The organism is Acinetobacter sp. MF4642 (assembly GCF_002018925.1).
In the GTDB taxonomy this organism is placed as follows: domain Bacteria; phylum Pseudomonadota; class Gammaproteobacteria; order Pseudomonadales; family Moraxellaceae; genus Acinetobacter; species Acinetobacter johnsonii.
On sequence record NZ_MVON01000012.1, the window covers coordinates 1 to 25,874 of the forward strand.

25 protein-coding genes, 4 tRNA genes and 1 riboswitch are annotated in these 25,874 nt (G+C 43.5%); of the genes, 8 read left to right on the forward strand and 21 right to left on the reverse strand.

The window, feature by feature from the left end; all coding sequences use genetic code 11:
- From MF4642_RS08375 to MF4642_RS08465, 19 genes are all read right to left on the reverse strand, one after another.
- The coding region (locus tag MF4642_RS08375; RefSeq protein ID WP_227518531.1) for a GTP-binding protein at positions 1-126 on the reverse strand (126 nt) is incomplete at its 3' end.
- Between the two features lie 146 nt (positions 127-272).
- A tRNA-Thr gene (locus MF4642_RS08380) sits at positions 273-347 on the reverse strand.
- 17 nt (positions 348-364) lie between these two features.
- Positions 365-440: transfer RNA gene (locus MF4642_RS08385), tRNA-Gly, on the reverse strand.
- Between the two features lie 41 nt (positions 441-481).
- Positions 482-565, reverse strand: a tRNA-Tyr gene (locus MF4642_RS08390).
- Positions 566-619: 54 nt separating this feature from the next.
- Positions 620-695 (reverse strand) — tRNA-Thr (locus tag MF4642_RS08395).
- 98 nt (positions 696-793) lie between these two features.
- Entirely contained in the window at positions 794-2,287 is a 1,494-nt protein-coding gene (trpE, locus tag MF4642_RS08400; protein ID WP_078425915.1) for an anthranilate synthase component I, read from the reverse strand.
- A gap of 112 nt (positions 2,288-2,399) precedes the next feature.
- The gene (locus MF4642_RS08405) at positions 2,400-3,068 is read right to left on the reverse strand and encodes an HAD-IA family hydrolase (RefSeq protein WP_078425916.1); all 669 of its coding nucleotides are present in this window, start codon (positions 3,066-3,068) and stop codon (positions 2,400-2,402) included.
- Positions 3,069-3,152: 84 nt separating this feature from the next.
- Positions 3,153-3,896: an FHA domain-containing protein gene (locus MF4642_RS08410; RefSeq protein WP_078425917.1), complete on the reverse strand. Its 744-nt coding sequence runs from the start codon at positions 3,894-3,896 to the stop codon at positions 3,153-3,155.
- A gap of 87 nt (positions 3,897-3,983) precedes the next feature.
- Positions 3,984-6,344: a type II secretion system secretin GspD gene (gspD, locus tag MF4642_RS08415; RefSeq protein WP_078425918.1), complete on the reverse strand. Its 2,361-nt coding sequence runs from the start codon at positions 6,342-6,344 to the stop codon at positions 3,984-3,986.
- 39 nt (positions 6,345-6,383) lie between these two features.
- The gene (locus MF4642_RS08420) at positions 6,384-7,208 is read right to left on the reverse strand and encodes a type II secretion system protein N (RefSeq protein WP_078425919.1); all 825 of its coding nucleotides are present in this window, start codon (positions 7,206-7,208) and stop codon (positions 6,384-6,386) included.
- Positions 7,208-7,918 (reverse strand): type II secretion system protein N, encoded by a 711-nt coding sequence (gene gspN / locus MF4642_RS08425; protein WP_078425920.1) that lies wholly within the window; start codon positions 7,916-7,918, stop codon positions 7,208-7,210. The genes MF4642_RS08420 and gspN overlap by 1 nt, the downstream gene beginning before the upstream one ends.
- Positions 7,919-8,115: 197 nt before the next feature.
- Positions 8,116-8,439: an H-NS family nucleoid-associated regulatory protein gene (locus tag MF4642_RS08430; RefSeq protein ID WP_004692786.1), complete on the reverse strand. Its 324-nt coding sequence runs from the start codon at positions 8,437-8,439 to the stop codon at positions 8,116-8,118.
- Between the two features lie 151 nt (positions 8,440-8,590).
- Complete coding sequence (locus tag MF4642_RS08435; RefSeq protein ID WP_058868750.1) at positions 8,591-9,019, reverse strand: acyl-CoA thioesterase; 429 nt, start codon at positions 9,017-9,019, stop codon at positions 8,591-8,593.
- Between the two features lie 7 nt (positions 9,020-9,026).
- A complete protein-coding gene (locus MF4642_RS08440) occupies positions 9,027-10,220 on the reverse strand; it encodes a hypothetical protein (RefSeq protein ID WP_078425921.1) in 1,194 nt (397 codons plus the stop codon).
- A 4-nt stretch (positions 10,221-10,224) separates the two neighbouring features.
- Complete coding sequence (locus tag MF4642_RS08445) at positions 10,225-11,067, reverse strand: hypothetical protein (RefSeq protein ID WP_078425922.1); 843 nt, start codon at positions 11,065-11,067, stop codon at positions 10,225-10,227.
- Complete coding sequence (locus MF4642_RS08450) at positions 11,064-11,843, reverse strand: uroporphyrinogen-III synthase (RefSeq protein WP_078425923.1); 780 nt, start codon at positions 11,841-11,843, stop codon at positions 11,064-11,066. Before MF4642_RS08450 ends, MF4642_RS08445 begins: the two co-directional genes overlap by 4 nt.
- Positions 11,844-11,855: 12 nt before the next feature.
- Positions 11,856-12,776 carry a hydroxymethylbilane synthase gene (hemC, locus tag MF4642_RS08455; protein ID WP_078425924.1) on the reverse strand — a complete coding sequence of 307 codons (921 nt, stop codon included), beginning with the start codon at positions 12,774-12,776 and terminating at the stop codon, positions 11,856-11,858.
- A gap of 117 nt (positions 12,777-12,893) precedes the next feature.
- Complete coding sequence (locus tag MF4642_RS08460) at positions 12,894-13,634, reverse strand: LytR/AlgR family response regulator transcription factor (RefSeq protein WP_078425925.1); 741 nt, start codon at positions 13,632-13,634, stop codon at positions 12,894-12,896.
- A 51-nt stretch (positions 13,635-13,685) separates the two neighbouring features.
- Entirely contained in the window at positions 13,686-14,840 is a 1,155-nt protein-coding gene (locus MF4642_RS08465) for a sensor histidine kinase (protein WP_162841309.1), read from the reverse strand.
- On the opposite strand from MF4642_RS08465, the gene argH reads away from it, so the two are divergent.
- Entirely contained in the window at positions 14,831-16,264 is a 1,434-nt protein-coding gene (gene argH / locus MF4642_RS08470; RefSeq protein WP_004692796.1) for an argininosuccinate lyase, read from the forward strand. The two genes, MF4642_RS08465 and argH, sit on opposite strands and share 10 nt — an antisense overlap.
- A gap of 12 nt (positions 16,265-16,276) precedes the next feature.
- A complete protein-coding gene (locus MF4642_RS08475; RefSeq protein ID WP_004978611.1) occupies positions 16,277-16,549 on the forward strand; it encodes an oxidative damage protection protein in 273 nt (90 codons plus the stop codon).
- Positions 16,550-16,951: 402 nt separating this feature from the next.
- On the opposite strand, the gene phoU is transcribed toward MF4642_RS08475, so the two are convergent.
- Together phoU and MF4642_RS08485 are read right to left on the reverse strand one after the other, a co-directional pair.
- Positions 16,952-17,668, reverse strand: a complete 717-nt coding sequence (gene phoU, locus MF4642_RS08480; protein WP_004692799.1) for a phosphate signaling complex protein PhoU — start codon at positions 17,666-17,668, stop codon at positions 16,952-16,954.
- Between the two features lie 89 nt (positions 17,669-17,757).
- On the reverse strand, positions 17,758-19,086 hold the full coding sequence (locus tag MF4642_RS08485) for a TolC family outer membrane protein (RefSeq protein ID WP_078425927.1): 1,329 nt from the start codon (positions 19,084-19,086) through the stop codon (positions 17,758-17,760).
- A 280-nt stretch (positions 19,087-19,366) separates the two neighbouring features.
- On the opposite strand from MF4642_RS08485, the gene MF4642_RS08490 reads away from it, so the two are divergent.
- The 6 genes from MF4642_RS08490 to gluQRS all read left to right on the forward strand — a co-directional run bounded on the left by MF4642_RS08490 (position 19,367) and on the right by gluQRS (position 25,828).
- Entirely contained in the window at positions 19,367-20,419 is a 1,053-nt protein-coding gene (locus MF4642_RS08490; protein WP_171262508.1) for a hypothetical protein, read from the forward strand.
- Positions 20,420-20,487: 68 nt separating this feature from the next.
- Positions 20,488-20,615: riboswitch (TPP riboswitch) on the forward strand.
- A gap of 144 nt (positions 20,616-20,759) precedes the next feature.
- Positions 20,760-22,652: a phosphomethylpyrimidine synthase ThiC gene (gene thiC, locus MF4642_RS08495; RefSeq protein ID WP_078425928.1), complete on the forward strand. Its 1,893-nt coding sequence runs from the start codon at positions 20,760-20,762 to the stop codon at positions 22,650-22,652.
- 75 nt (positions 22,653-22,727) lie between these two features.
- Entirely contained in the window at positions 22,728-23,348 is a 621-nt protein-coding gene (locus tag MF4642_RS08500; RefSeq protein WP_078425929.1) for an NUDIX domain-containing protein, read from the forward strand.
- A 10-nt stretch (positions 23,349-23,358) separates the two neighbouring features.
- A complete protein-coding gene (cpdA, locus tag MF4642_RS08505) occupies positions 23,359-24,156 on the forward strand; it encodes a 3',5'-cyclic-AMP phosphodiesterase (RefSeq protein WP_078425930.1) in 798 nt (265 codons plus the stop codon).
- Positions 24,157-24,365: 209 nt separating this feature from the next.
- Complete coding sequence (dksA, locus tag MF4642_RS08510; RefSeq protein ID WP_004692816.1) at positions 24,366-24,893, forward strand: RNA polymerase-binding protein DksA; 528 nt, start codon at positions 24,366-24,368, stop codon at positions 24,891-24,893.
- A 2-nt stretch (positions 24,894-24,895) separates the two neighbouring features.
- Positions 24,896-25,828 carry a tRNA glutamyl-Q(34) synthetase GluQRS gene (gene gluQRS / locus MF4642_RS08515; protein WP_078425931.1) on the forward strand — a complete coding sequence of 311 codons (933 nt, stop codon included), beginning with the start codon at positions 24,896-24,898 and terminating at the stop codon, positions 25,826-25,828.
- The last annotated feature ends 46 nt before the right edge of the window (positions 25,829-25,874 follow it).

The window sequence follows — 25,874 nt, forward strand, 5'->3', positions numbered from 1 at the left end:
GCCACCGAATTTCTTCGCACATACAGTTGCAATTGCAGCTGTTAAAGTTGTTTTACCATGGTCAACGTGACCGATTGTGCCCACGTTAACGTGTGGCTTATTACGTTCAAACTTAGCCTTAGCCATGTTCATCTTCCTCGTTTACGTCGAACACAGGTATAAACAACTCAGTATCGACACATCGCCTAAAAAATCAAACACCAAATACTTGAAAAGCAGACTAATAAGCCTGCTTCTTTAAAAATTTGTAGAAATTCTACTAAACTGTAATCTGGAGCTCTTATCGAGATTTGAACTCGAGACCTCTCCCTTACCAAGGGAGTGCTCTACCACTGAGCTATAAGAGCAAATATAAAACTTCAAATGGAGCGGGAGACGAGGGTCGAACTCGCGACATGTAGCTTGGAAGGCTACCGCTCTACCAACTGAGCTACTCCCGCACGATGTTGGTACAAAGACCACTTTCTTGAAGTCTTAAAATTGGTGGTGAGGGAAGGATTCGAACCTTCGAAACTTTCGTAGCGGAGTTACAGTCCGCCCCCTTTGACCGCTCGGGAACCTCACCATTTTACACTTACTTCAGTGTCGTTCTTTACTTAACCTACTCAACCCTCTAAGATGGTGCCGGCACACGGATTCGAACTGTGGACCTACTGATTACAAGTCAGTTGCTCTACCAACTGAGCTATGCCGGCGTTTCTTAGTGTTTCGTACGTTTCGTATCGGAACGGTGTGCAGTTTAGCAAAACTCAAAATCCTTGCAAGTGTTTTTTTCAAAAAAAACGTCAAAAACTCACAAAATCAATCCGTTTGACGATAATTCAACCGCTTTGATCACTGCGCGAGCTTTTATTTGGGTTTCATTCCACTCAGATTCAGGATTTGAGTCATAAACAAGCCCCGCTCCTGCCTGAACATAGACCTTATTTTCACGAATAACGCAGGTACGAATCGCAATCGACATGTCCATTTCACCATGCCAGCCCAAATAACCAACAGCACCGCCAAAAATTCCACGTTTTACGGGTTCTACTTGGTCAATAATTTCCATCGCACGGATTTTTGGCGCACCTGAAAGTGTACCTGCAGGGAAAGTTGCCTTAAAAACATCCAAGGCATCTACATCATCACGAACTTCGCCTTGCACATTGGAAACAATATGCATGACATGTGAATAACGTTCGATCACCATTTGATCAGTCACTTGCACTTTGCCAATTTTCGAGACGCGACCGACATCATTTCGCCCCAAGTCAATCAGCATTAAATGTTCAGCAATCTCTTTTTCATCCGACAGCAAGTCTTGTTCAAGCGCCAAATCCTCTTCTTTGGTTTTACCACGTGGTCGCGTTCCTGCCAGCGGACGCACGGTTGCAATTCCATTTTCAAGACGCGATAAAATTTCCGGGGAAGAACCGACAATATGAAAAGGCTGATTATTTTCCAAAGTTTGCCCCTGCACCAAGAACAAATAAGGCGATGGGTTCAAATGACGTAGCGCACGATAGACTTGTAAAGGCTCACCATCAAAGTCAGAGACCATACGATGCCCTGGCACCACCTGCATCACATCGCCCGCACGAATATACTCTTTCACCTTTTCAATCGATTCTAAGAATTTTGCTTTGCCCGTGAGTGACTCAAAATGCGGTGCAGTATGCGGCGTGGCTTTTAGACTAATGGGCGTTGCGAGTAAATCTTCCAATGCATCCAGTTGCTGCTGGGCTTGGTTATACGCATCCGCATCGACCACATCGGCATGCACGATCAGGAATAGCGTATCTTTTAAGTTATCAAACACAATCACTGTTTTAGACAACATCATCCAAATATCAGGCAAACCCACTGGGTCTGCTTCTGGCGCGTTGTTTAAACGCGGTTCAATATAACGTACCGCATCATAACCAAAGTAGCCCACCAAGCCACCGGTAAAGCTTGGCAGAGCAGGTAAATCAGCTTGAGTAGGTACTTTATACTGCGACTGAAAATCTCGGATGAATTGGAACGGATCTGTACAGGGTTGCTTTTTTATAGTGCCATCGGCTTGTTGAATGGTCAGCTCACCCGCGTTGCATGAGAACACGGTAGATTCACCTAAACCAATAATAGAATAGCGTGCCCAGTTCTCCCCACCTTCCACAGATTCAAACAAATAGGCTTGCTTATGCTCTTTTAGGCGCGCAAAAACGGACAATGGTGTCTCAGTATCGGCTAAGCGCTGACGATAGACTGGAATCAGGTTATACCCTGCTGTTTTGAGTTGATCGAATTGAGTTTGCGTTGTCATGAGTGTTCTCTATTTTTTTCAATATGGCGTGATCAGTTTTTAAAATTAGTGCTTTGAGTTTCGCCATCGAAAAGCCATATGTTTACTCATGTTCATTCCTTCGTTTACAAAGTTACCCAATCAGTTCACACAGATTATCCACCACTTGCTGTGGCTGACAGTCTAAAATATTTTCACCATGATTATAGCCATAGCTGACCACAACACAATCAATACCCGCACGGCGTGCAGCCTCAACATCATTGGATGAGTCCCCAATCATTAAGACCTGATCTTTGCTTTGTGCATATTGCTCAACACAATGTAACAATTGACGCGGATGTGGCTTACGCTCTTCGAAACGATCGCCGCCGATGACATCAGCAAAATAATGGGTCATGCCTAACTGATCGACAATAGCACGCGCAGGCGCTTCAGGTTTATTGGTCACGCAAATCATGGTTTTCTTTTGTACCAAGCCCCATTCTAAAAACTCAAGAATGCCATCGAAAGGCTGAGTTTCCACACATGGGTCGACATTATAAATTTTTAAAAACGTCTCCAACAATTGTTGTCGCTGGGCAGGATCAACTCTACCTGTTAAATGTTGCAAGGTACTTTGACAAAACAGCGCTGTTCCCTTCCCAACCCAGACCCGCACCTGCGCCTCAGTAACAGTAGGCAGCTGCAAAGCATTCAGGCTCATATTCATGGCACGATGCAAATCTGTTGCTGAATCCACCAAGGTTCCATCTAGATCGAAAAGTAAAACCTCTCGCTGTGCCAAATTTGCAATATTCATTCACCCTCACCCATTTTTATCGTGTACTGCCCAAAAAAATCAAGGCATGCTTGTGCATGCCTTGATTGTAGTGTGATCTGCGTTTTATTTGAACATCAGCCAAGCAATAATCGCTAAAATAATCAAGACAATAATCGAGATTAGCCCCAGCGAGGCATTTTTCTGAGTTTCTGCCTCTTGCTCAACCTGTACTTTTGGAGCCTCATTATTCTCAACCTGAGGCACGCTAGGCGCATTCAAATCCACCCCTGCTGGAATAGGAGCGGGTTTCGGAATACCGACATTTTGCGGCATCCCGTCACGCGTTAAACTCACATTACCATCGCGTTCTTTTAGCTCAGGCATACCCTGATCGCTCATATGCTGTGCCGCTGTTTTTGGCTGTTCTGGCTCAATAACAGGTGCATCAGCACCGACTTCCGCTTGGGCAGTTTCTGAAGTAGCTACCGCTTCTGATGGCTGGCTAATCGGCGCTTCAACCACAGCTGCACCTAAAGTTGCAACCTCTACCGATTCCACCACGTCTTCTAGCGCTTTAGCAGGCTCAAAGACCGAAAACTTTAAGCTTGCAAACTGAACGATATCGCCTTGCTTCAACAACGTTTCTGCCGCAATTTGCACATCATTCACATATGTGCCATTTGAAGAACCCAAGTCTTGTAGCCACAAAGCGTGTTCTTTCAGTAAAAAGGCCGCATGTTTACGCGAAATTTCAGATTGTTGTAATAAAATATCCGCTGTTTGATGACGACCGACCAACATATCACGGTCAATGCTAATTTCCTGACCAGTTAATTCGCCAGTAATTGCTTGTATTTTCCAAGTCATGACTTATCTCTCTATGTGCTGATTTATGATAACACAGAGAATATTCTTTACCATTTCACCTTCCCTTAGAGATGAATAGCAGGACAGCTAGGCTGAACCTATCGAGACATTCTCAGTATATCGTTCAGGGATGGAATAGCTTGTCGATACCGCCTGAGCCATGTGTACCACGCGACCACCTTGAACATTTTGCATCATCAAGTTCAAGCCAATCTGGGGCTGAACCATTGGGTATAGCTGACGCGAGGTGGTATTTTTAGGAACACTAGCAATCGGCTGTTTACGAATCGCAGGTTCAATGGCGACAGGCGTTGTTTCAACCATCGGCTGCGTTGAGGTTGGGCTGGTTGGCACCTGTTGATACGATTGTGGCAAGGTCGGTTTGGTTGGTGTCACAGGCAAACGCTGTTGGAAGACATCATCGACATTTTCAGGCAACTTGGCAAAGCTACCATCTTTATCCATCGCCAACTGCAAGCTATAAAGCTGACTGTAGCGCTGCTGAGAAAGACGACGTGCAGACTCCCCATCTCCCACAATCGTCGGATGAATGAAAACCAGCAAATTGCGTTTCTGATCTGACTTACCATCTGAGCGGAACAAACGTCCCAATCCCGGTATTGCACCAAGACCTGGAATCGATTGACGTGAATAAGACGTATTATCCGAAATCAAGCCGCCTAAAACGATGGTATTGCCATGTTCAGCCAAGACTGAGGTTTTAATCGCACGCTTACTGGTAACCAAATCCTGCGCCTGACCTTTATTGGCTTTGACATCCGAGACTTCTTGTTCAATCTCTAAGCGGATGGTTCCACCTTCACCAATATGCGGCACCACTTTAAGCGTTACCCCCACATCTTTACGCTCGATGGTGGTGTAAGGGTTAGCTGTACCTGAAGAAGTGGTAGAAACTGAGCCTGTTACAAAGGGCACATTTTCCCCCACGACAATATAGGCTTCTTCATTGTCCATGGTGACAATCGATGGTGTAGACAGCAAATTCGACTTGGTATTACTTTTTAACGCTTGGATCATCGCGCCATATAACTGACGTGAGCCATCACTGCCTTCTTTATAATCCCCAAGAATTAACGAACCACCCGCGCCAATTGCACTTGCAGCCCCCGCACCGCCACCCGTTAAATAGTTTGCAGCAATACTTTTGAGACTCGAACCAATATTGTCAAAATTAATAATCCCAACACCACTACTTAAATCACCCATCGCCCATTGCACGCCCAGTTGGTCGGCATCGTTACCTTCCACCTCGAGAATAGTCGCTTCAATCAGGACTTGCTGACGGCGGGTATCCAACTGCTGAATAGCCGACTCGATTTCACGCATCAACTGAGGGTCTGCTTTGACCACCAGTGCATTTTGCGAACTATCGGCAATAATACTGACCCCATTACTGTTAAAGCTGGTGATGTTGTTCTGATTGCGATTGGACTGGCTATTTAAGTTAATACTTGGGGTGGAAATCTGTGAAGATGAACCTTCACTCGCGCTATTACTTTGGTTATAGCTGGAATTGCTATTGTTATTGCTGTCGTTAGACTGGCTAGAATTAACAGCCTGCCCTGAGACCAAACCTTGTAAAATTTCGGATAAGCTTTTAGCGCTGGCATATTTTAAGCGGAACACTTTCAAGCCCCCCAAACGCTCCGCAGCAGGCACATCCAGCATCTCGATCATTTGGCGAATACGTTTACGCGTCGCGGTATCTCCTTTTAGAATAATCCGATTGGTCCGGTTATCTGCAATGATTCGTATTCTGGAACCCTTTAAATCTTTGATCGAGCCTGTTCCGCTCATACTTTCTAGTAATCCAATCATTTCTTCAGCCTGACTCGATTGCAACGACACCGCTTCGATGTCATTTTGTCCCGTCCCATCCAAGTTACGAATAATCGTCTCAAGCTGATAAATGTTGCTGGCGCGATCAGATACAATCAGTGCATTGGTGCCATTCACCGCAGATAAATGCGCAAACTGCGGCATCAATGGACGTAGTGCAGGAATCAAGTCATTGGCATTGGTGTTTTCCAGCCAAATCACCCGCGTCACAACCTGATCGCCTGTGGCACGGTGACGAACATCATAGGGAATGCCTGAACTTTTGACATTACTGTCAGGCACAATTTTAATGGTCCGTCCAGAAGGAATCGCAACCACACCATTGACATTCAAGACCCCTAAGAACAAGTCGTAGACTTCCTGCTTATTCAACGCTTTGTTTGAAATCACCGTGACATTGCCGCGTACCCGTGGATCAACTGCAAAGTTTTTCCCCGTAATATCTGCAACTTCATTAATAAATGCAGTTAAGTCTGCATCGCGCAGATTAATTTTCCATGTTTGTGCATAGTTGGCTGTACTCACCATGGCAAGCAAAGGCGCTGCGATTGTCAGTGCCCAAACAGGGCGGTGATTCAATAAAGCCATAAATCCAAGTCATTCCTAACTAATATTGGTGATGTTCGATCACTGAAAATTCTGTTGTACCGTAATGATACGATCACCACGTTTCACTTCTATTTTTACTTGTCCTTCACGGCGCGCACGTTCTAACAACTGCGCGTCGTTTTGCCCCTGTCCGATCGTTTGACCATTTAAAGACATAATCTGATCCCCAGCCTGCAAGCCTAAACGACTTCGCAGTGCAGCTGGTGTTTGCTCCGTGACTTGATAACCTTGCCCTGTGTTATTGGTATTTACACCCAAATCTTTTAAATATTGCTCACGATCTTGTTGTAAGTTCTGTACTGCTTGGCCTAATGCTTGCTGCTCTTGACTCACAGCAGGCGCTACAACGGGTGCTGTTGCTGGGGGCACAATTTGCTGATCTAAATTATCAATCCCTTGAAAAAACAATTCTCGGGTTTGCCCACTGTTATTTTTGAGAATCGCGCGATCCCAATACACCTCTGACAAATAATAAGCGCTGCCTTCGATGTTTTCCCCCACCCGATAGCGCTCTGCTACATTATTTGCCTTAATCACAGCAGATGAGAACTGACTGGGTTGTCCAACCACCACCCCTTGTAGCTGTAAATTGAGCTGATCATCTGCGGGATTCTTACTTTGCTCTGCAAATAACGCAAAATTGGTAATATTCGGAACTTGAGGTTGCTGCGAACCCAATTCAACGCGTGGTATTTGCATGACTTGTGGTGGCGCCACCCAAAGCCAAAATAAGCCAGCCAACTTCCAGCATAGTGCCAAGATCAAAAGCATTAAGCACAGTGGTGCTACGCGTTCAAACTGTTTGAGATTCAGCTCTGGTAATTTTTGCAGATCAAAACCCATTAAAAGCCCCCACTAAGTAAAGGCTGACGTGAACTCACCACATAACTATCTAGGCCTGCTTTGCCTTGATATGACGGGACATTCAACATGAGACGCTGGGTTAATTGCACATCCAACATCAGACTTGGGTCGATGGTCAGGTTCATCAGTTTTTGTTGTCGTTGATCGCGTAAATCGACCATCAGCTTATTTTGCTCCTGCGACAAACGACCCGCCAACGATGGAATCTGCATTTGTTGTGGGCGCTGCGCAAAGATATACATGAGTTCGCCGCCTGCCCATTGTATTCCCCCATCCACTTGATCAAATCCCTGCTCTTTTTTATAGTTAAAATCAATTTCTTGTAACTGAATCGCATTACTCGGCCATTGCCAATTGGCCAACGACTTTAACGTTTCGGGTGCAATTTGTCCGTTTAAATCACGCACCATTATTTTTTTCCCAAACCCATAGGCCAAAACGCCTTCAAGCTTGGTATTGGCACTATAAATTTCGAGATTCGCACCTGCACGAAGGAGCAGTAAATCTAAAGGTCGGGTGGTCCAAAGCACAGTTCCACGCAATTTTCCAGTTTGCCAATCGGCCTGTCCATGCCAAATATTACCGCTGACGTTATGTAAAACTTGGTTGTTTTTATAAAATTTTGCAATGAGCCATGCCGCAGGAATTTGCAGCAAAACAAAAATTAAAAAGGCAACGACTGCAAACATCCACCACGTGATGTATTTAGGTTTTGTGATTCTCCCACCACGAACTTTCAATTATTCTTCCTTGCTTCATTTCTTGTCTTTCTTTGATAGACATTATGCATAATTTTACAACAACACCAAACTTTAACTATAAAAAAAACCAAGCACATGATGCTTGGTTTTTTGAGCTTAGGTCACATCTGTGACAAGGTGATGACTTAGATTAGAAAATCTTCAAGCTTCGCACCTTTTTCTAACTGAGCCACTAACCAACGTGGTTGCTTACCACGGCCAGTCCATGTCTCAGCAGCATTGCCTTTGTTACGGTAACGCGGTTCAACCGACTTACGTGTGCCTTTTTTACGCTTAGTCGCGCCAAACTCTAAAATTTGTTCAATGCTTAAGCCTACATTTTCCGCAATCGCGTTAATTTGGGTATAAGCATCTTCAATTGCTTGATCTTTTTTAGATGCAATTAAAGCTTCCGCTTCGATTTGTAGACGCTTTAACTCTTCTACGGACAAATTACTAATATCTGGCATTACATTAACTCCATTAACCAACATTTTATTTACTGAGTCTATTTAATAATATTTTGATTAGACCAAAGACTCAACTCATCCATGACTTAAACAACAATACTTAGACAATATTTATATAGTCTAGCGACTTTTAAAATAAATAAAAAGAGATTTATATTTGGTGACCGACGGTTAACTCAAATTCTTTGAGTTTTTGACGCACCAGTTCAGGAATTAATGTTTTCTGCATATTGGTTTTATCGACACAAACAATGACCGCTTCTGCTTCCGCAACGAATGACTGTTGCTGTTCACTCCATAATAAATAGTGCATACGAAATGCACTATTTCTGAGTTCTTCAATACGCGCACTAATTTTTAATTGGTCTGGATAAAATACGGGTTTTAAATATTTGCACTGATTTGATGCAACAACAGTCAGTACATCCGCAGATAAAATACCCGTATGTTCAATATAAGCTAAACGCGCACTTTCAACATAACGATAATACATGACATTATTAACATGACCAAAGGCATCCATATCTCCCCAAGCCACGGGTTGAGTATAAACCAATGGGTAATCTAAGACGCTCTGCATTATGCACCTATATTTTCATTTCTACAAAATTTGCATTATTTTCAAAAATTAAATTTAACTGTTTAATTAAATCTTCATCACCATTTAAAGTCGATTTGATTCTTAAATAGTTCATTAATACATTATCTGGATATAAAATTAATAACGTATCTGCCTGCTCTTGCATGCCTAAAGCAGTATAAATATGCCACTTGGCAAAACTCAAAACCGGCACACTCGTATACTTCGCTTCCCATGCTTCAATATGTTGCTGCAAGTCCACATAATCGGGTTGCTGTTTCAAAAGTTGCTGCTGGAACCACAAATAAAATACTTCCGAATTAAACTGCTGATTGAGTAAATAAATCGACAAGTGTTCGTGCTGTTGACTCATGTCTGGCATACGTGCTAATAACTTAAGCCACAACAGTTGAACATCATAACTGTGGCTGAAAATCTGATCAGACAAATCCAAATAACGTTGTCTTAAATCCTCTAAATTTTCATAATTAGCTTGATCAAATTTTATCAACAAACGCTTCAACCATGCTTTTTTCACATCTTGATCTAAATGACCATATTGAGTTGAGCGTAAATAAAGCCATGGAAACTGGATCGCAAAACGTCCCCATAGCTCTTTTAAACACGCTTCATAAGCGGTTTGCACATCTTTAAGCCAAGGTGACAGTTCATGTTGATTTAGAAACTCAAGATGGGTTAAAGACTGTTCTGCATTTTCTTGTGCTAAAAACAGTTCAATACGTTGTAGTTCAGCCAACTCAAAGGCCATGGCATTGCTTTGGCTCAAGGCGCTTAAAGCTTCAGGGAATTGCTCCTGCATCAAATATAAACGCGCATCAATAATACTTTTGAGCAAGCCCGACTGCGCGAAAGCATTTTGAATAAAGGCTTGCTGATCTCGGCCTGCATCCAATAACCAAATCACAGCCAGTTGTTCATAAGGATGCAAACTTTTAAAATCAAAAACAGTTTCCGCTTTGCGTTTTTCTCGACTGAGATAGCGTTTTAGCCCCAACCAAACCAAATGCAAGCTAAAACTAAGCAGTGCTAGCGCAATAAATACGATCCAGAGATTGGTTTGTAACTGCCAGTCATGCCAAAACACGTAGACATAACCCGCACCATGCCCATAACTCAAGACACTCAACACAGCAATTGCAATTAAACTCACCAAACCATAAGCAATCAGTATTTGTTTCATTCCATTACCCCAACAACGCACGCGTACTTAAAATAGGCGTTGGGACAACCACCAATGTTTTCAGCTTATTCAGCTGTTTCAGCAGCTCTTTGGCTTTAGGGTCTGGAAGTTGCTGGATCAACAGCATTACTTCGGTTAAGTCTTTTTGATATTCGGTATATTGCCCTGCAGCTAAGGCTTGACGTGCTAACAATAAGCGTAACTGGGCTTCTTTAAGCACGATTTGTCGTTGCATTAACGCTGTTGCAGGTGCTTGCGCAGGTTCGAGCCTCAACCATTGCTTCCAAAAGGATTCGGACGGATCACGTGTGGTGTTTAACTGAGGTTGTTGTATTTCTCGACTTAAGACCTGATCAATCTGTTGCAACTGGCGGTTAATCAGCGCTTGCTGCTCATTGCGCTCAGCCACAAACTTCTGAATGGTTTGCATATCTCGCGCTATGACCTGATGCAAACTTTGCTTCAACGCCACAGCCAAGTTATATTTTTCCAGCTGCATATCTAAAAAGGCCAGCTTATCAGTGGCCACCACATACTGCTGTTGCTTTAAGGCAAACTCAACCAAGTCCAGCTGCTGCTTAATAAACAAAATTGGATCAATGCCTTCAACCACCAATTCGGCAGGTTCGCTAATCGTCGCATTCGCTGCTGTTGAGTCTTGTTTCAAAGTTCCTTTTTGACGCTGCATAGCCACGACTTGATCGTTCAAATTGGCGCTGCGCTGTTCGATTTGGTGCATTTCATTGAGCAAAGTGGCTTGCTGTGTACTCAGCCCCCACACGTCATAGCTTAGCTTCGCAATCCACGCCAATGCAGCCATCAATACAATGATAAGAATCTTCTTCATGCGTTCCCTTGCTCACTTTGTAACAACTGTACAATCGTGGCTGTCTTTAAATCTTTCAGTACGCTCATTTTAAACGACACATGCATTTGCTCTTGATACTGTTTCAATATCTGTGCCAAACGCTCACCCAACACCAAAAAGTGTCCTTTTTGCAGGAGCTGAATATTTGTGTCCAGTAGAGCTAACCAATTCAACCAACTGGCCTCACTACTGATCAGTGTGACATAGTGATTATGTTCTGATAAACATTGAATTAGTTCAGCCTGTTGCTGCATCGTTTCATTTGGACAGCGACGCTCATACAAAATAAAGTTCAGTATAAGACGCCCGTGTTGCATTAAGGTGTCCATCATAAACTGACGCCCACCCTCTCCCCGCCAAAATGCAATACTCGCATCACTGGCCAAGTTCTGCAAAACAGGCAGTTGTAACATCCCTTCAGAGGTTTCCACCTCAGGCACCACACTATCCAAACCATATTCAGCCAAAGCCTGCGCTGTTTTTTGTCCAACCGCAATCCATTGAATGTGCCGTAAATCGGACACCGTTAAACCGCTTTGCAGCAAATGTACCATACCAAACTGCACAGCACTGGGGCTAACCACTACAATCACTTGAGTGTACACTAGCTGCTGATACAAGCGCTCTAGGTCATGACTCCATACTCTAGGCAACAACTCCAGTAACGGCAATGAATAGACTTCAACAGCCTGTTGCTCTAGCGCTTGAGTGAGGCTTGCCGCACGATCAACAGGACGCGTATTAATAAACAGCATCGTTAAGACATATTAGTGATAAAAGGCTTTGAGTAAGTCACCTGCACCTTGAGCCAATAACTCTTGTGCAAGGACAACGCCCAAATGTTCGGCTTCAGCCGCATCACCCGCCACTTGTGCTTTGAGGAGCGTTTGCCCATCGACACTCCCCACACGCCCTTCAAGCTGAATGCGGTTGTCTGCTAAAGTGGCATAGCCCGCAATAGGCACCTGACACCCCCCCTCAAGATAAGCATTGAAAGCACGTTCAGCCCGTACACAGGTATCGGTTTCTATATGTAATAAAGGATGAATCAAATCCAATACCGCTTGATCATTTGCACGGCACTCTAACCCTAAAGCACCTTGGCCCACGGCAGGTAAACTCAACTCTGGGCGAATGGTATGACGGATACGTTCTGCCAACCCCAAGCGTTTTAATCCTGCACTGGCCAAAATAATGGCATCGTACTGACCTGCGTCTAATTTAGATAAACGCGTTCCCACATTCCCACGTAAATCAATAATCTCTAAGTCAGGTCGTAGTTTTAAAATTTGGCATTTACGGCGTAAACTCGAAGTGCCGACCTTCGCCCCTTGTGGCAATGCATCAAAATTCGCATAACTATTCGACACAAAAGCATCTAAAGGATCTTCACGCTCACAAATCACGGCCAGTGATAACCCCTCTGGCAGAGCCATCGGAACATCTTTCATTGAATGCACTGCCAAATCGGCACGACCATCCAACAAAGCCGCTTCAAGCTCTTTGACAAATAAACCTTTGCCACCAATTTTTGCCAATGGTGTATCTAAAATTTTGTCCCCTTGGGTAACAAAAGTCACCAACTCTACTGTGAGCCCCGCATGCAATGCTTCTAAACGAGCACGGATATGTTCAGCTTGCCAAAGAGCAAGCGGGCTTTGTCGAGTAGCGATCTTTAGGGTTTTCATAAATTTTAGTATGTGCCAATAAGAATGAAACTATCTTAAACTGAATTTCCCCCATTGGAAATGTATTCAGCCCAAAGCGCCCCGCCTCAGCAGCAGCAGAGTCATTAAATTGGCGTGCTAAAGCTTATGTAAGCGCTCGCGCAAGCCCGGTAAATGCCGTCGACTCACCGCTAGACGCTCATCTAACTCACGGCAACGCACTTGATACTGCCCAGAGTTGACCACTTCAAGCCCTTCTAAAAAGTGAACTGAAACCAAGGCATTACGGTGAATACGAATAAAGGCATCCCCAAACTCATACTCTAAGTCTTTTAAGGTTTCATCAATTAAGACACTGCCGTTTTTGTGGCGTACCGTGACATATTTTTGATCCGCCAAAAAATAGTAAATATTTTCAATGGGAACCAATTCCACACCACGATAGGTTTTCGCTGCGATTTGATGTCGCTTTATGTTAAATTCATCCATATTTTCTTTTTGTTTTATCTCGCTCATTTGAGCTTGGGTTAATTTAGTGAGGTGACCAAGCACCTGTTGCAATTCCTGTTGCATCACTGGTTTTAATAAATAACCTTCAGCATGTGACTTAAATGCATCGAGCGCATGTTCATCATAAGCTGTACAAAACACCAAAGCAGGCATCGGTTCAAGTTGGCGCAAATAATGCGCACAGGTCAAACCATCCATTTCTGGCATTTGAATATCTAAAAGTACCACATCTGGTTCATATTGTTGAGTTAATTCAATTGCTTGTTGACCATGTGAGGCTGTTGCCACCACTTGATGTCCGAGCTGACTCACCAATCTAGACAAACGTTCGATTGCTAAAGGCTCATCATCACAAATTAGGATGTCCATTTATCTCCTCCCCAACAGTCACCTTGTTTATTTTTATAGGTTCACTGCGGCTTATTTATATCGATACTGCACAACAGTGGTATACATTCCCTCCCCTGCATAGGTTTGAAAGCTCACAGTTCGCCCAAAATATGCCTCTAGGCGCTGCTTCACATTTTCAATGGCAATACCATGTCCTTGTCGTTTATGAATTGTTTCCTTTGTAAATGGGTTAGTTATGACGATATTAACTTGATTTTGCAATATTTCAATCAGTACACTTATCGTACTCTTAGTTAAAAATTTTTCAACACCATGAAAAATACTATTTTCAAGTAAAGGTTGTAAAGTTAAGAGTGGAATTTGTACCTGCTTACACAATTCGGCATGCTCGATTTTCCATTCAACCTGTAAACGATCCCCCAAACGAATTTGCTCAATCGCCAAATAACGCTGACACAACTCAATTTCATCACTGAGCTTGACCAGTTTTAACTCTTGGAAACTGGCTCTAAACAGACGCGATAGATTGAGCAACATCTGTTCGGCTTTATCTGGGTCAATCGCAATTAGGCAAATCACATTGTTTAAACTATTAAACAAAAAATGCGGGTGGATACGGGCTTGCATCGCCTGCACCCGTGCATTCAGCTCACTGTTTTGCTGCCTAAACCATTGCTCTCTTAGGTACAAATAACGAAAGCTAAAACTTCCCAACAGCAAACCATAACCCAAATGCAAAGCCACATCATTCCATAAGATGGCTGAAGTCAAACCATTGAAACTAAAATTAGCTCCAAAGAAGATCAGTATATTAAGGCTCAGCGTGGTCACCAACACAATGATCTGTAATAGAAAAAAGCCTGACAATAAAGTCATACCCAGACCCAAATTCTGCAACTTTTTTTGCCCATATTGCATTAGCGCAGCAAAAGACAGTAAAACCCAATTGATGTAAAGCATATAACCGAGTACATGCTCAAACACCAAGTTTGACCAAGACTGCGCCTCGGCCAAAGCCAACAGCATGGCCAACAAATTTCCACCAACAAATAATTCCAACAAATGCGGCCATTGCACGATTTTACTAAATAAATAAGAGATATTTGGCTTAGCCATGCTGGAAGTTAAACTTTGCGCATCTTGAACTTCGGCAAGTTGTCTTGAATTTGTTATACTCATGCGAGTTCTACCGCTTTTTATCTTATTGAGCCGACATGACCACATCTTCTAATTCCTCAAATCCGTCACAAGCCCAAACTTCGGGTATGTGGGGCGGTCGTTTCTCTGAAGCTACTGATGCCTTTGTTGCTGAATTTACAGCATCTGTACAATTTGACCAACGCTTTTATAAACAAGATATTGCAGGTTCTATTGCTCACGCGACCATGCTTGCTAAAGTTGGCGTTCTAACAGAACAAGAACGCGATGACATCATCAATGGCTTAAACACCATTCAAGCTGAAATCGAAGCGGGTCAATTCGAATGGCGTATTGACCTAGAAGATGTGCACATGAACATTGAGTCGCGTTTGACTCAACGGATTGGCATTACAGGTAAAAAGCTCCACACCGGTCGTAGCCGTAATGACCAAGTGGCAACCGACATTCGCCTCTATGTCCGCGATGAAATCGATGCCATTTTAGAATTACTGAAAAAATTGCAAAAAGGTATTTTGAGTATTGCTGCTCAAAACACGCACACCATTATGCCGGGCTTCACTCACTTACAAACGGCACAGCCTGTGACTTTTGGTCACCACCTACTAGCATGGTTTGAAATGTTAGTCCGTGACTCTGAGCGTCTCATTGACTGTCGTAAACGTACTAACCGCATGCCTTTGGGTTCAGCAGCACTTGCGGGTACTACTTACCCAATCGACCGCGCATTTACAGCAGAGTTACTGGGTTTTGAAGCTGTTTCTGAAAACTCACTCGATGCAGTATCTGACCGCGACTTTGGTATTGAGTTCAATGCCGCGGCTTCTCTGATCATGATGCACTTATCACGTATGTCAGAAGAACTGATTCTTTGGACGTCTGCACAGTTTAAGTTTGTAAACATTCCAGACCGTTTCTGTACTGGCTCTTCAATCATGCCACAAAAGAAAAATCCAGATGTGCCTGAGTTAGTGCGTGGTAAAACAGGCCGTGTCTATGGCGACTTGATGAGTTTGTTAACACTGATGAAAGGTCAACCGTTGGCGTATAACAAAGACAACCAAGAAGACAAAGAACCGTTGTTTGATGCGATTGATACCGTGCGTGGCTCGCTCATGGCTTTTGCAGACATGATTCCTGCTTTGGTGCCAAACATCGACATCATGCGTGAAGCAGCGCTGCGTGGTTTCTCAACCGCAACTGACTTGGCTGATTACCTTGTGAAAAATGGCGTGGCTTTCCGTGATGCACATGAAATTGTGGGTAAAGCTGTTGCTTTAGGTGTTCAAGAGTCAAAAGATCTTTCTGAATTAACTTTAGAACAACTTCAACAGTTCTCTGACTTAATTCAAGCGGATGTATTTGAAAAGGCACTGACCCTTGAAGCGTCAGTCAATGCACGTAACCATATTGGTGGAACTGCACCTGCGCAAGTCGAAGCTGCAATTGAACGTGCCCATGCGCGTTTAGAAAAACTTTATGCTCAATAAGGACGTCTAGATATGACTCGACAAGTTTTTTGCCGTAAATATCAAACAGAAATGGAAGGTTTAGACTTTGCACCTTTCCCTGGCGCAAAAGGCCAAGAACTTTTTGAAAGCATCTCCAAGCAAGCTTGGGGAGAATGGTTAAAGCACCAAACCACTTTAATCAATGAAAAACGCCTAAATGTGTTTGAACCTGATGCGAAAAAGTTTCTTGAAGAACAACGTGAGAAGTTCTTTAACAATGATGAAAGCTTAGAAAAAGCAGAAGGCTTAAAGCCTGAGGCGTGATAAAGCGTTGCACATTTGAAAAGCCCCAACATCGGGGCTTTTCTTTTTATTCATACAATGTTCTATCTAAGCACAGGGATGACCAACCCCCAAATAGATGACATATTGATGACCCAATTACGCTATAAAGCCGTTATTTGTATCTAAATAATTAAGTGTAAACATAGCGCTACACAACCATTGCAAAACTCAACATTACACTACAAGAACCTACATGACGCAGAAAAACATCTTTCCTATAATGGCATTCAAGGATAGAGGGAAACCTCTTATCGATAACGATAAATATCCCCGATTTTAGTCTCAGATTTCCCCCAAAGTCTGAGATTTTTTTTATCTAAAAATTAAGCAACCATTAAAAAGCACAACCGAAGTTGTGCTCGAAAAATAAGATACGCTTTTTTATTTTTGGATATGTTTTTCAACTTCTTCAAAACTGGTATGACGCACATCCAAACCTTTCACCATGTAAATCACTTGCTCAGAAATGTTACGCGCATGATCGCCAATACGCTCTAATGAACGTAATACCCACATCACATTAATCACACGCGCAATATGACGCGGGTCTTCAATCATATAAGTCATCAAAGTACGCGTTGCAGATTGATATTCACGATCAATATCAGCATCGGCCATCATCACACGTAGCGCTTGTTCTGCATCTAAACGTGCAAAAGCGTCTAGGGCATCATGAATCATGACACGGACTTGGTTACCAATATGACGCGTTTCCATATAACCGCGCGGGGATTCGCCATCTTCACATAAGCTTTGCGCAATACGAGCAATTTTCGCCGCTTCATCACCAATACGCTCTAGGTCGGTATTGGCTTTCGACATCGCAATCACCATACGCAAATCAATCGCAGCAGGATGACGACGCGCCAAAATCAAGGTCAAGGCTTCATCAATTTCACGTTCGAGCTGATTCACCGCATTGTCTTTAAACTGAACATCGACCGCTAAGTTGGCATCGGTGTCGAGTAGTGCATGAATTGCATTCGCCACTTGTTGCTCTACCAAACCACCCATGGTCATAAATTTGGTGTTCACATCCTGCAAATCCTCATTGAACTGCGAAGAAATGTGATGGTTTAAAACAGGACTATTTGGCAAAGGACGTACTCCACAGCAACATCATGAGGGACTAAAGATTGAGCGATATTAAAGCATAGCAATTGTGAAGATTTGATGACAAGACCCTTTTATAAGCGTGCTTTGTCCACCAACCATGCATTCATTTCTTGAATATCTTGTTCAGTCAACTTACCCACAGATGCCTTTAAATGCAAGACATTGATCAGATAGTCATACTTAGCATTGACATAATCTTGCTTGGCCGAAAAGGCATTGCGCTGTGCCAGTAAAACATCGACCATGGTTTTTAAGCCTTCTTGATACTGCGCTTGTGAGGCACGAGAGACGAGGCTGGATGATTCCATAGCAGCTTTACGTGCTTGCAACTTGGCTTGGTCTGTTTCCACTTGCAAATAAGACTTTTTCACCTCGGTGTTGGCTTTACGGATGGCGGCATCCAATTCGGCTTCAGATTTTTTGACGTTAACAGCGGCTTTTTGAATCGACTTCTTGGTTCGCCCACCGGTATAAACATTCCAATTCATCTCAATACCAATCTGATCAAAGTTGCCTTTGGCCGACATAATATTCTCAGGAGTCTGCTCACTATAACCATAGCTTCCCACAGCTTCAATTTGCGGATACAACGCAGCTTGTTCAACCCGTTTTTGATCTTCAGCATAGCGCTGTTGTAAGCGTGCCTGCTGAATGCCTAGGTTCTGTGCGAGAGCTAAATTAGTCCATGCTGAAAGTTCTGCAGGATAAGGCTTTTGAAACTGAAAGTCTTCACGCAGCACTGCCAAGTTTTCTTGATAAGGCCCGATCATTTGCGCCAGTTGTTCCTGCGCCAAGACCAGTTGTACATGCGTCGCAATGCGGTTGGCCTGTGCGCTTTGGAATTGTGCATTGGCTTCACTCACATCACTTTTTGCCACCAAACCCTCTCTGAGTTTGGCATTCATCATATTCAGTTGCTCAAGTAGAGCCCGTTCTTCTTGTAAATTGGCTGCGGTTAAACTTTGTTGGCGCAGTACATTAAAATAGGCTTCCGTCACCGCTAAAATGTGTTGCTGTCGCTGTAGCTGTAAATTGACTTCACTTAAACTGAGGGAGGTCTTGACTTGTTTCAACCCTTCCCACGCATCCCAACGAAAAAGGGGTTGGCGCGCCGTAATCGCCACTTGTTTGGTGGTGGTCGTATCGGGCATGGAAAGAACCGAACTCACCTGCCCAATGGGTTGATTTTTTCGAGTCACATTCCCAGACAGACCAATGGTAGGTAGTAAATTGCCTTGTGCAATGCCTAAATTGAGTTGATCTGCTTCATATTGGAGTAAATTGGCTTGCCAGTTGGGATCATTGACTTTGGCGCGTTGTAAAGCGTCGACCAAATCCAAGGCATGACTCCACGGCGCGAAAAACAACACACAGCTGGCTAGGATACATTTAATCTTCATTGTTTTCAGTTAACCTTTCCGCCTCACTGGCCTCGTTCTGAGCAACGCTATACTAAAACGGGTTGTCATTTTTTTCGTATATTTTTTATTGCACTGGTTACAATAGCGCCCACTAATTTGTTCATTATGAAGTAAATATTAAACAGTGTCACAGCCCGTTCAACAAACTCATTCACAATACTACACATTAAAAATTCCATTCCCCCTATAAAATGAGGCACGGAGAAAAGGAGTTTCTCTACTGTGTTGTCGCTGAACTGAGTTTTTTGATCGAGTTGCTGTGAATCATTCTTCTTTATTTTCGCTTAAACCTTACGCACTGATTTTCATGTGTGTGCTGTTGGCTGCCTGTCAGAAACCTGAACCTGTTAGCTTTCAAGAGCCTGCGCAAATAGAAGCGTCTTCAACTCAAACCTTAGACTTAACCGACTTGTGCCAAAAAATTGACAAAAACATGTCAGAAATAGATGCGCAGCGTACGACTTTTGCTTTAGAGCAAATCAATCAAGATCTTAAGCTGTGTTTGCCTTTACTCGGCTTTCAACAACAAAAGCATTTATTGGGTTTATCCAATAAAATGTACCATGATTTCTTATCGGTCGAACGTACGCCGCAACAGCAGCGCGCTTTTGAAAGCTATGCTCTAGAAATGGCGCAACATCCGACCATTCAACAAAGTCTTTTTGAGCAACTGACCATTCGTGACCAATACCTTATCAAACACCAAGGGCAGTCTTATGTCGAGCTGTTTGATGCAGGCGAAGGACAAGTGCATTACCGCCGTAGCCCTGAATATTTAGCCAAAATTTTTGCGCCTTACCTACCTGTCGCAGAGCAAGAGTTTATTGAACATCTGGCGACACAAAATCAATACCCAGCCGTGATTGGGAGTCAGGTCAAAATTGACGCTAAAGAAATTGCGGATCGTGCGCTGTATTGGGAAAACTATTTACAACAGTACCCGAAAAGTAGCTACCACCAAGATGCACGTCATCTGTTGAATCTATATAGCACCCTCTTGTTTATCGGACTGGATACTCAACGCGTTTACGACGGCTATACCGTGCAAAGCAACTATTTGGAAGAAATTGAGCGCCTAGCCGCATTAAAAAATTCAATAGTGACGGATCAAGCCCGCTTATTTTTAAAGTTTGTGGCGCTCAGCCCAGAACAACGAGCGGCTCAAATCATCTTGCCTGCCTCCGCTCATGTGCAGCGTCTCGGTACAGATCAACTATTACAAAGACAATTGGCACACTTTATTCAACTGCGTATGGTCCAACCCGATCAAGGCAAAGACTGCTTAAGCGATGCCATTTGCTTAGAACGTTGAACAAATCTCCTTTCACACTTTGAATAAAAAGGCCGCTGTTTTTAACAACAGTGCATGTTAAGATGATGCATCGCTTGACGGAGCGCGAGTAATTGCTCGCTGAGATCAGCTAAGACTTTTCAATAAAGTTTTGAAGCTGAGTACCGTTGAACCTGATCAGGTTAAGACCTGCGTAGGAATCAAGCCATCTAAAAACTGAACGCCTTTCATTGAATTATTTCCAGTAGAAATACATCCGTTGCATTTGTATCATCAAATCAACAACACACAGAAATAGCTTCAATTGCCATCGTTTTTGGTCGTGCTTGATTCGTTGATGTCATTCATAAGGATCATTGCAATGAACCAGTTAACGAATCTTTCCGCTGAAATTTCAGCACAACATGAACAAGATGCCAAAGATCTGACCCGTATCTTACCTGCCTCTAAAAAAGTTTATATCCAAGGTTCACGCCCAGACATTCAAGTTCCCATGCGTGAGATTGAACTGACCGAAACCCCAACAGGCTTAGGCGGTGAGTATAATCCACCAGTGATGGTGTATGACACCTCGGGCGTGTATACAGACACCAATGTCAGTATTGATCTGAATAAAGGTCTACCGAATGTCCGTGAAAGCTGGATTGAGGAGCGCAACGATACCGAAATGTTAGATAGCCTGAGCTCAAGCTTTGGTCAAGAACGTTTACGGGATATTCGTACCGCTGATATTCGTTTTGCTCACATCCAGAAACCACGTCGCGCCAAAGCAGGTCACAATGTCACGCAGATGCATTATGCCAAACAAGGTATCATTACTCCTGAAATGGAGTACATCGCTATTCGTGAAAATCAGCGTCAACGTGAAGGGGTCGATGCACGTCAGCACGCGGGGCAAAACTTTGGTGCGCATAACTTGATGGAAATCACGCCTGAATTTGTGCGCAAAGAAGTGGCTGAAGGGCGTGCGATTATTCCTGCCAATATTAACCACCCTGAAATTGAACCAATGATCATTGGCCGAAACTTCTTGGTAAAAATCAATGCCAATATTGGTAACTCGGCTCTCGGCTCTTCAATCGATGAAGAAGTCGCAAAAATGACGTGGGCAACCCGTTGGGGTGCAGACACCATTATGGACCTCTCCACTGGGAAGAATATCCATGAAACCCGTGAATGGATTATTCGTAACTCACCTGTTCCGATTGGTACTGTACCGATCTATCAAGCTTTAGAAAAAGTTGATGGGGTGGCGGAAGACCTGACGTGGGAAATCTTCAAAGACACGCTGATCGAACAAGCTGAGCAAGGCGTAGATTACTTCACCATTCATGCGGGTGTCTTATTACGTTATGTTCCGATGACGGCGAATCGTCTCACCGGTATCGTGTCTCGTGGCGGTTCGATCATGGCACAGTGGTGTTTGGCCCATCATCAAGAAAACTTCCTCTATACACACTTTGATGAAATTTGCGAAATCATGAAGGCTTATGATGTGTCATTCAGCCTCGGTGATGGTCTACGTCCGGGCTGTATTCAAGATGCCAATGATGAAGCACAGTTCTCTGAATTACGCACTTTAGGTGAGTTGACTCATCGTGCTTGGAAACATGATGTGCAAGTGATGATTGAAGGTCCGGGGCATGTGCCTATGCACATGATTAAAGAAAATATGGATCTACAACTTGAAGTCTGCCAAGAAGCACCCTTCTACACTTTAGGGCCATTAACCACCGATATTGCACCGGGTTATGACCATATTACTTCTGCGATTGGTGCAGCGATGATTGGTTGGTATGGAACTGCTATGCTCTGTTATGTCACCCCTAAAGAACACTTGGGCCTGCCGAACAAGAAAGACGTCAAAGATGGCATCATCACCTATAAAATTGCAGCACATGCAGCAGATTTGGCCAAAGGTCATCCGGGTGCGCAAGTCCGTGATAATGCCCTATCTAAAGCACGTTTTGAATTCCGCTGGGAAGATCAGTTTAATCTCAGTCTTGATCCAGACACGGCGCGTAGCATGCATGATGAAACCATGCCGAAGGAAGCGCACAAGTCTGCGCACTTCTGTTCAATGTGTGGTCCCAAGTTTTGCTCGATGAAAATCACCCAAAACGTGCGTGATTATGCACAAAATCAGCAAAACGCTACACTGAATAAAATTCAGCAAGAAGAGGTTGAAAACGGTCTCGATAGCATGAAAAAACAATTCCATGCAACCGGACAAAACTTGTACCAAAAAGTGTAAGTTGATAAAAAACCTTTTGTAATCATACGATTCTCAGTTAGGATGAAATGATAAATTTCATCCTGATTGCGCTTTATGAACATAATTAAGCAAGCTACATATCACAGTGAAGATGTCCAAATTGTAGACAGGGCCTTTGTTTTTCAGGGTTTTGTTCAAGTAGAAAAAGTAAATTTACGTCATCGCCTGTTTAATCAAACTGAGTACACCGCTGTGATTTCACGTGAGCTCATTCAGCGTCCTGAAGCTGCGGGTGTCTTGATTTATGATGATGCACAACAAAAATTTGCCTTGATTGAACAATTTCGTATTGGTGCTATGGATGATCAAGATTCAGCTTGGCAGCTGGAGATTATTGCGGGAGTACTCGATGGTGATGAATCACCTGAAAGCTGTATTCGCCGTGAAGCATTAGAAGAATCAGGCTGTCAGATTGAACACTTACAACATCTGTTTAGCTTTTATCCTTCGGCAGGTGCCTGTGCGGAACTGTTTCATCTGTATAGTGCTGCGGCCGATTTACCCGAACAAGGTGGTGTATTTGGTATGCCCGATGAAGGTGAAAATATTTTATTACACCTGATTGATTATGCGCAGATCGAGACATTACTTTCCAATGGTCGGCTCAGAAATGCGCCTGTCATAATGGCCTTGCAATGGCTACAACAACAGATTAAAACGACAAGGAATGTCTAAGGGGTCAGGCATGACTTTAAATAATGAAAAAAATTGGACTATTATCCAAATTTCAGATACGCACTTGATGGATCAAGATCATCTGGAATTTGTACGTATGAATCCAGAGCAAAGCTTTCATCATGTGATGCAACATATTGTTGAGCGTCACCCACAGCTGAATGCCATCGTCCATACGGGTGACTTGGCGCAAGTACCTGTGCCTCGAACCTATCAACGCTATTTAGACTTTATGCAGAGTTTAAAGACGCCGTTTTATCAGGTTCCGGGCAATCATGACAATGCCGAGCACTTCCCTTTTCATCAGCAACAAAACAAAGTTCATGTGATTCACTTCGGCCCTTGGAGTGTGGTTTTACTCAATAGTGCCGTCAAAGGTAAAATCGATGGTTGGGTCGATGAAGCACAATTGAACCAACTGGAACAAATCCTACAAGAATTTGCCCAGCAACACATTGTGATTGCCTGTCATCATCATCCTTTTGAAATGCAGTCAAAATGGATTGATCAACATAAACTCAAGAACACCCAAGACCTCACTGCGGTTCTTGCCAAATACCACAATGTCAAAATTGTGCTGTCGGGACATGTCCATCAAGAATCATGGCGTGAGTGGCATGGTATTCAGTTTTACTCGACGCCGTCTACTAGTGTCCAATTTAAGCCTTTAAGTGATCATTTCGCCTTAGATGAGCAAGCACCAGGTTATCGTATTTTACAATTAAACGCAGACGGCAGCCATGAAACCCACGTAGAACGTGTCTTACACGCACAGCAAAAAATAAATGTTGAAATTTCAGGTTATTAACTTTTCATTTTTATCGTTTTCAATTACCTTAGTTGCTCTTACGAAAAAGTGATCAATTTAATCCAAACATCAAAGACTATCAAAATACTTAAAAAGTCTATATGATGACGACCCCCGAGGGTGAATCTCCTCGAGGGTGGATAAAAACACTTGCATATCACCATATTTTTTGCGTATTAAAGATACGTATATGATGAGGATTGCCCTAAATGGCGAATGACAACCAAAATACTGTCTTAGACGAACAAACTGATGTTGTAGATGAAAAATCTACAAAACGTGTGCGCAAAACTAAGCCTAAAGCGACTGACGGTGGTTCTACTGCAAGCTTATTTGGTATTGAACCTTATCAGCCGAAAAAAAATGAAGAATACATGTCTGAAGGTCAGCTTGAGCACTTCCGCCAAATTTTGTTGGCATGGAAAGCAGAGTTAATGTCAGAAGTTGACCGCACACTCAACACCATGCAAGACGAAAACACCGCTTTGCCTGATGTGAATGACCGCGCGACACAAGAAGAAGAGTTTGCAATTGAACTACGTACACGTGACCGTGAACGTAAACTCATCCGCAAAATCGAACAATCAATTGAAGCGATTAAAAACGATGACTATGGTTTCTGTGAAACCTGTGGTATCGAAATTGGTCTGCGCCGTTTAGAGGCTCGTCCAACTGCAACTTTATGTATTGACTGCAAAACACTGGCAGAAATCAAAGAGAAGCAAAATAACGGTTAATTGTGACTGTTGATAACTCTCCAGCCAAGCATCGCTTGGCTCTTGCGCAGCGGCGAAACGATGTTTCGCTGACTCGCTACTCAGGTCGGTTTGCGCCATCGCCAACCGGCCCTTTGCATTTTGGTTCACTCATCACAGCCGTTGCCAGTTATTGCGAAGCACAAGCACATCAAGGCACATGGTTGGTTCGTATCGAAGATACCGATATCCCGCGTATTTACCCTGGCAGTGAAAGCCATATCTTGCGTTGTATCGAAGCTTTCGGCTTTCAGCCCGATGCAGAGATCATTTTCCAAAAAGATCGTCTCGATATATACGAAGACGTGATTCAACAACTGCATCAACTCAAACTGGTCTATGCCTGTCAGTGCACCCGCAAAATCCTTGGTTCTAACCATATTTATGCAGGTACCTGCCGTGACCTTGCTCTGCCTTTTGAGCAACAAGCCATTCGCGTCAAAGTGGAAGATGTCGAGATTTGTTTTAATGATGCTCTGCAAGGCAAACACTGCTCACAACTGGCACATGAGCTCGGTGACTTTGTGCTGAAACGCCGCGATGGCATTATCAACTATCAATTAGCGGTCGTGGTAGATGACTACCTACAAGGCATCACCCATGTGGTTCGTGGTGCAGATCTCTTAGATAATACCGAGCGTCAAATTTATTTAGGTCAGCTCGTAAATTACCCACGCCTGAGCTATATGCATCTGCCTTTGGCCATGAATGATCAAGGGCAAAAGCTATCTAAACAAAATATGGCACAGGCGCTGGATCTTAACCAAGCACCAGCTCTACTCGCTCAAGCGATACATGCTCTAAATCAGCCATCTGTCGAACTAGACACCCCTGAACGAATGTTGCAACAAGCCATCGCACAATGGGATGTTTCGCTGATTCCACACGGTACTACCCTGCACGGTACCTATTTATAGCAAAACAATTGCGGCAGAAACTCAATACTACGCATAGCGCTCAACG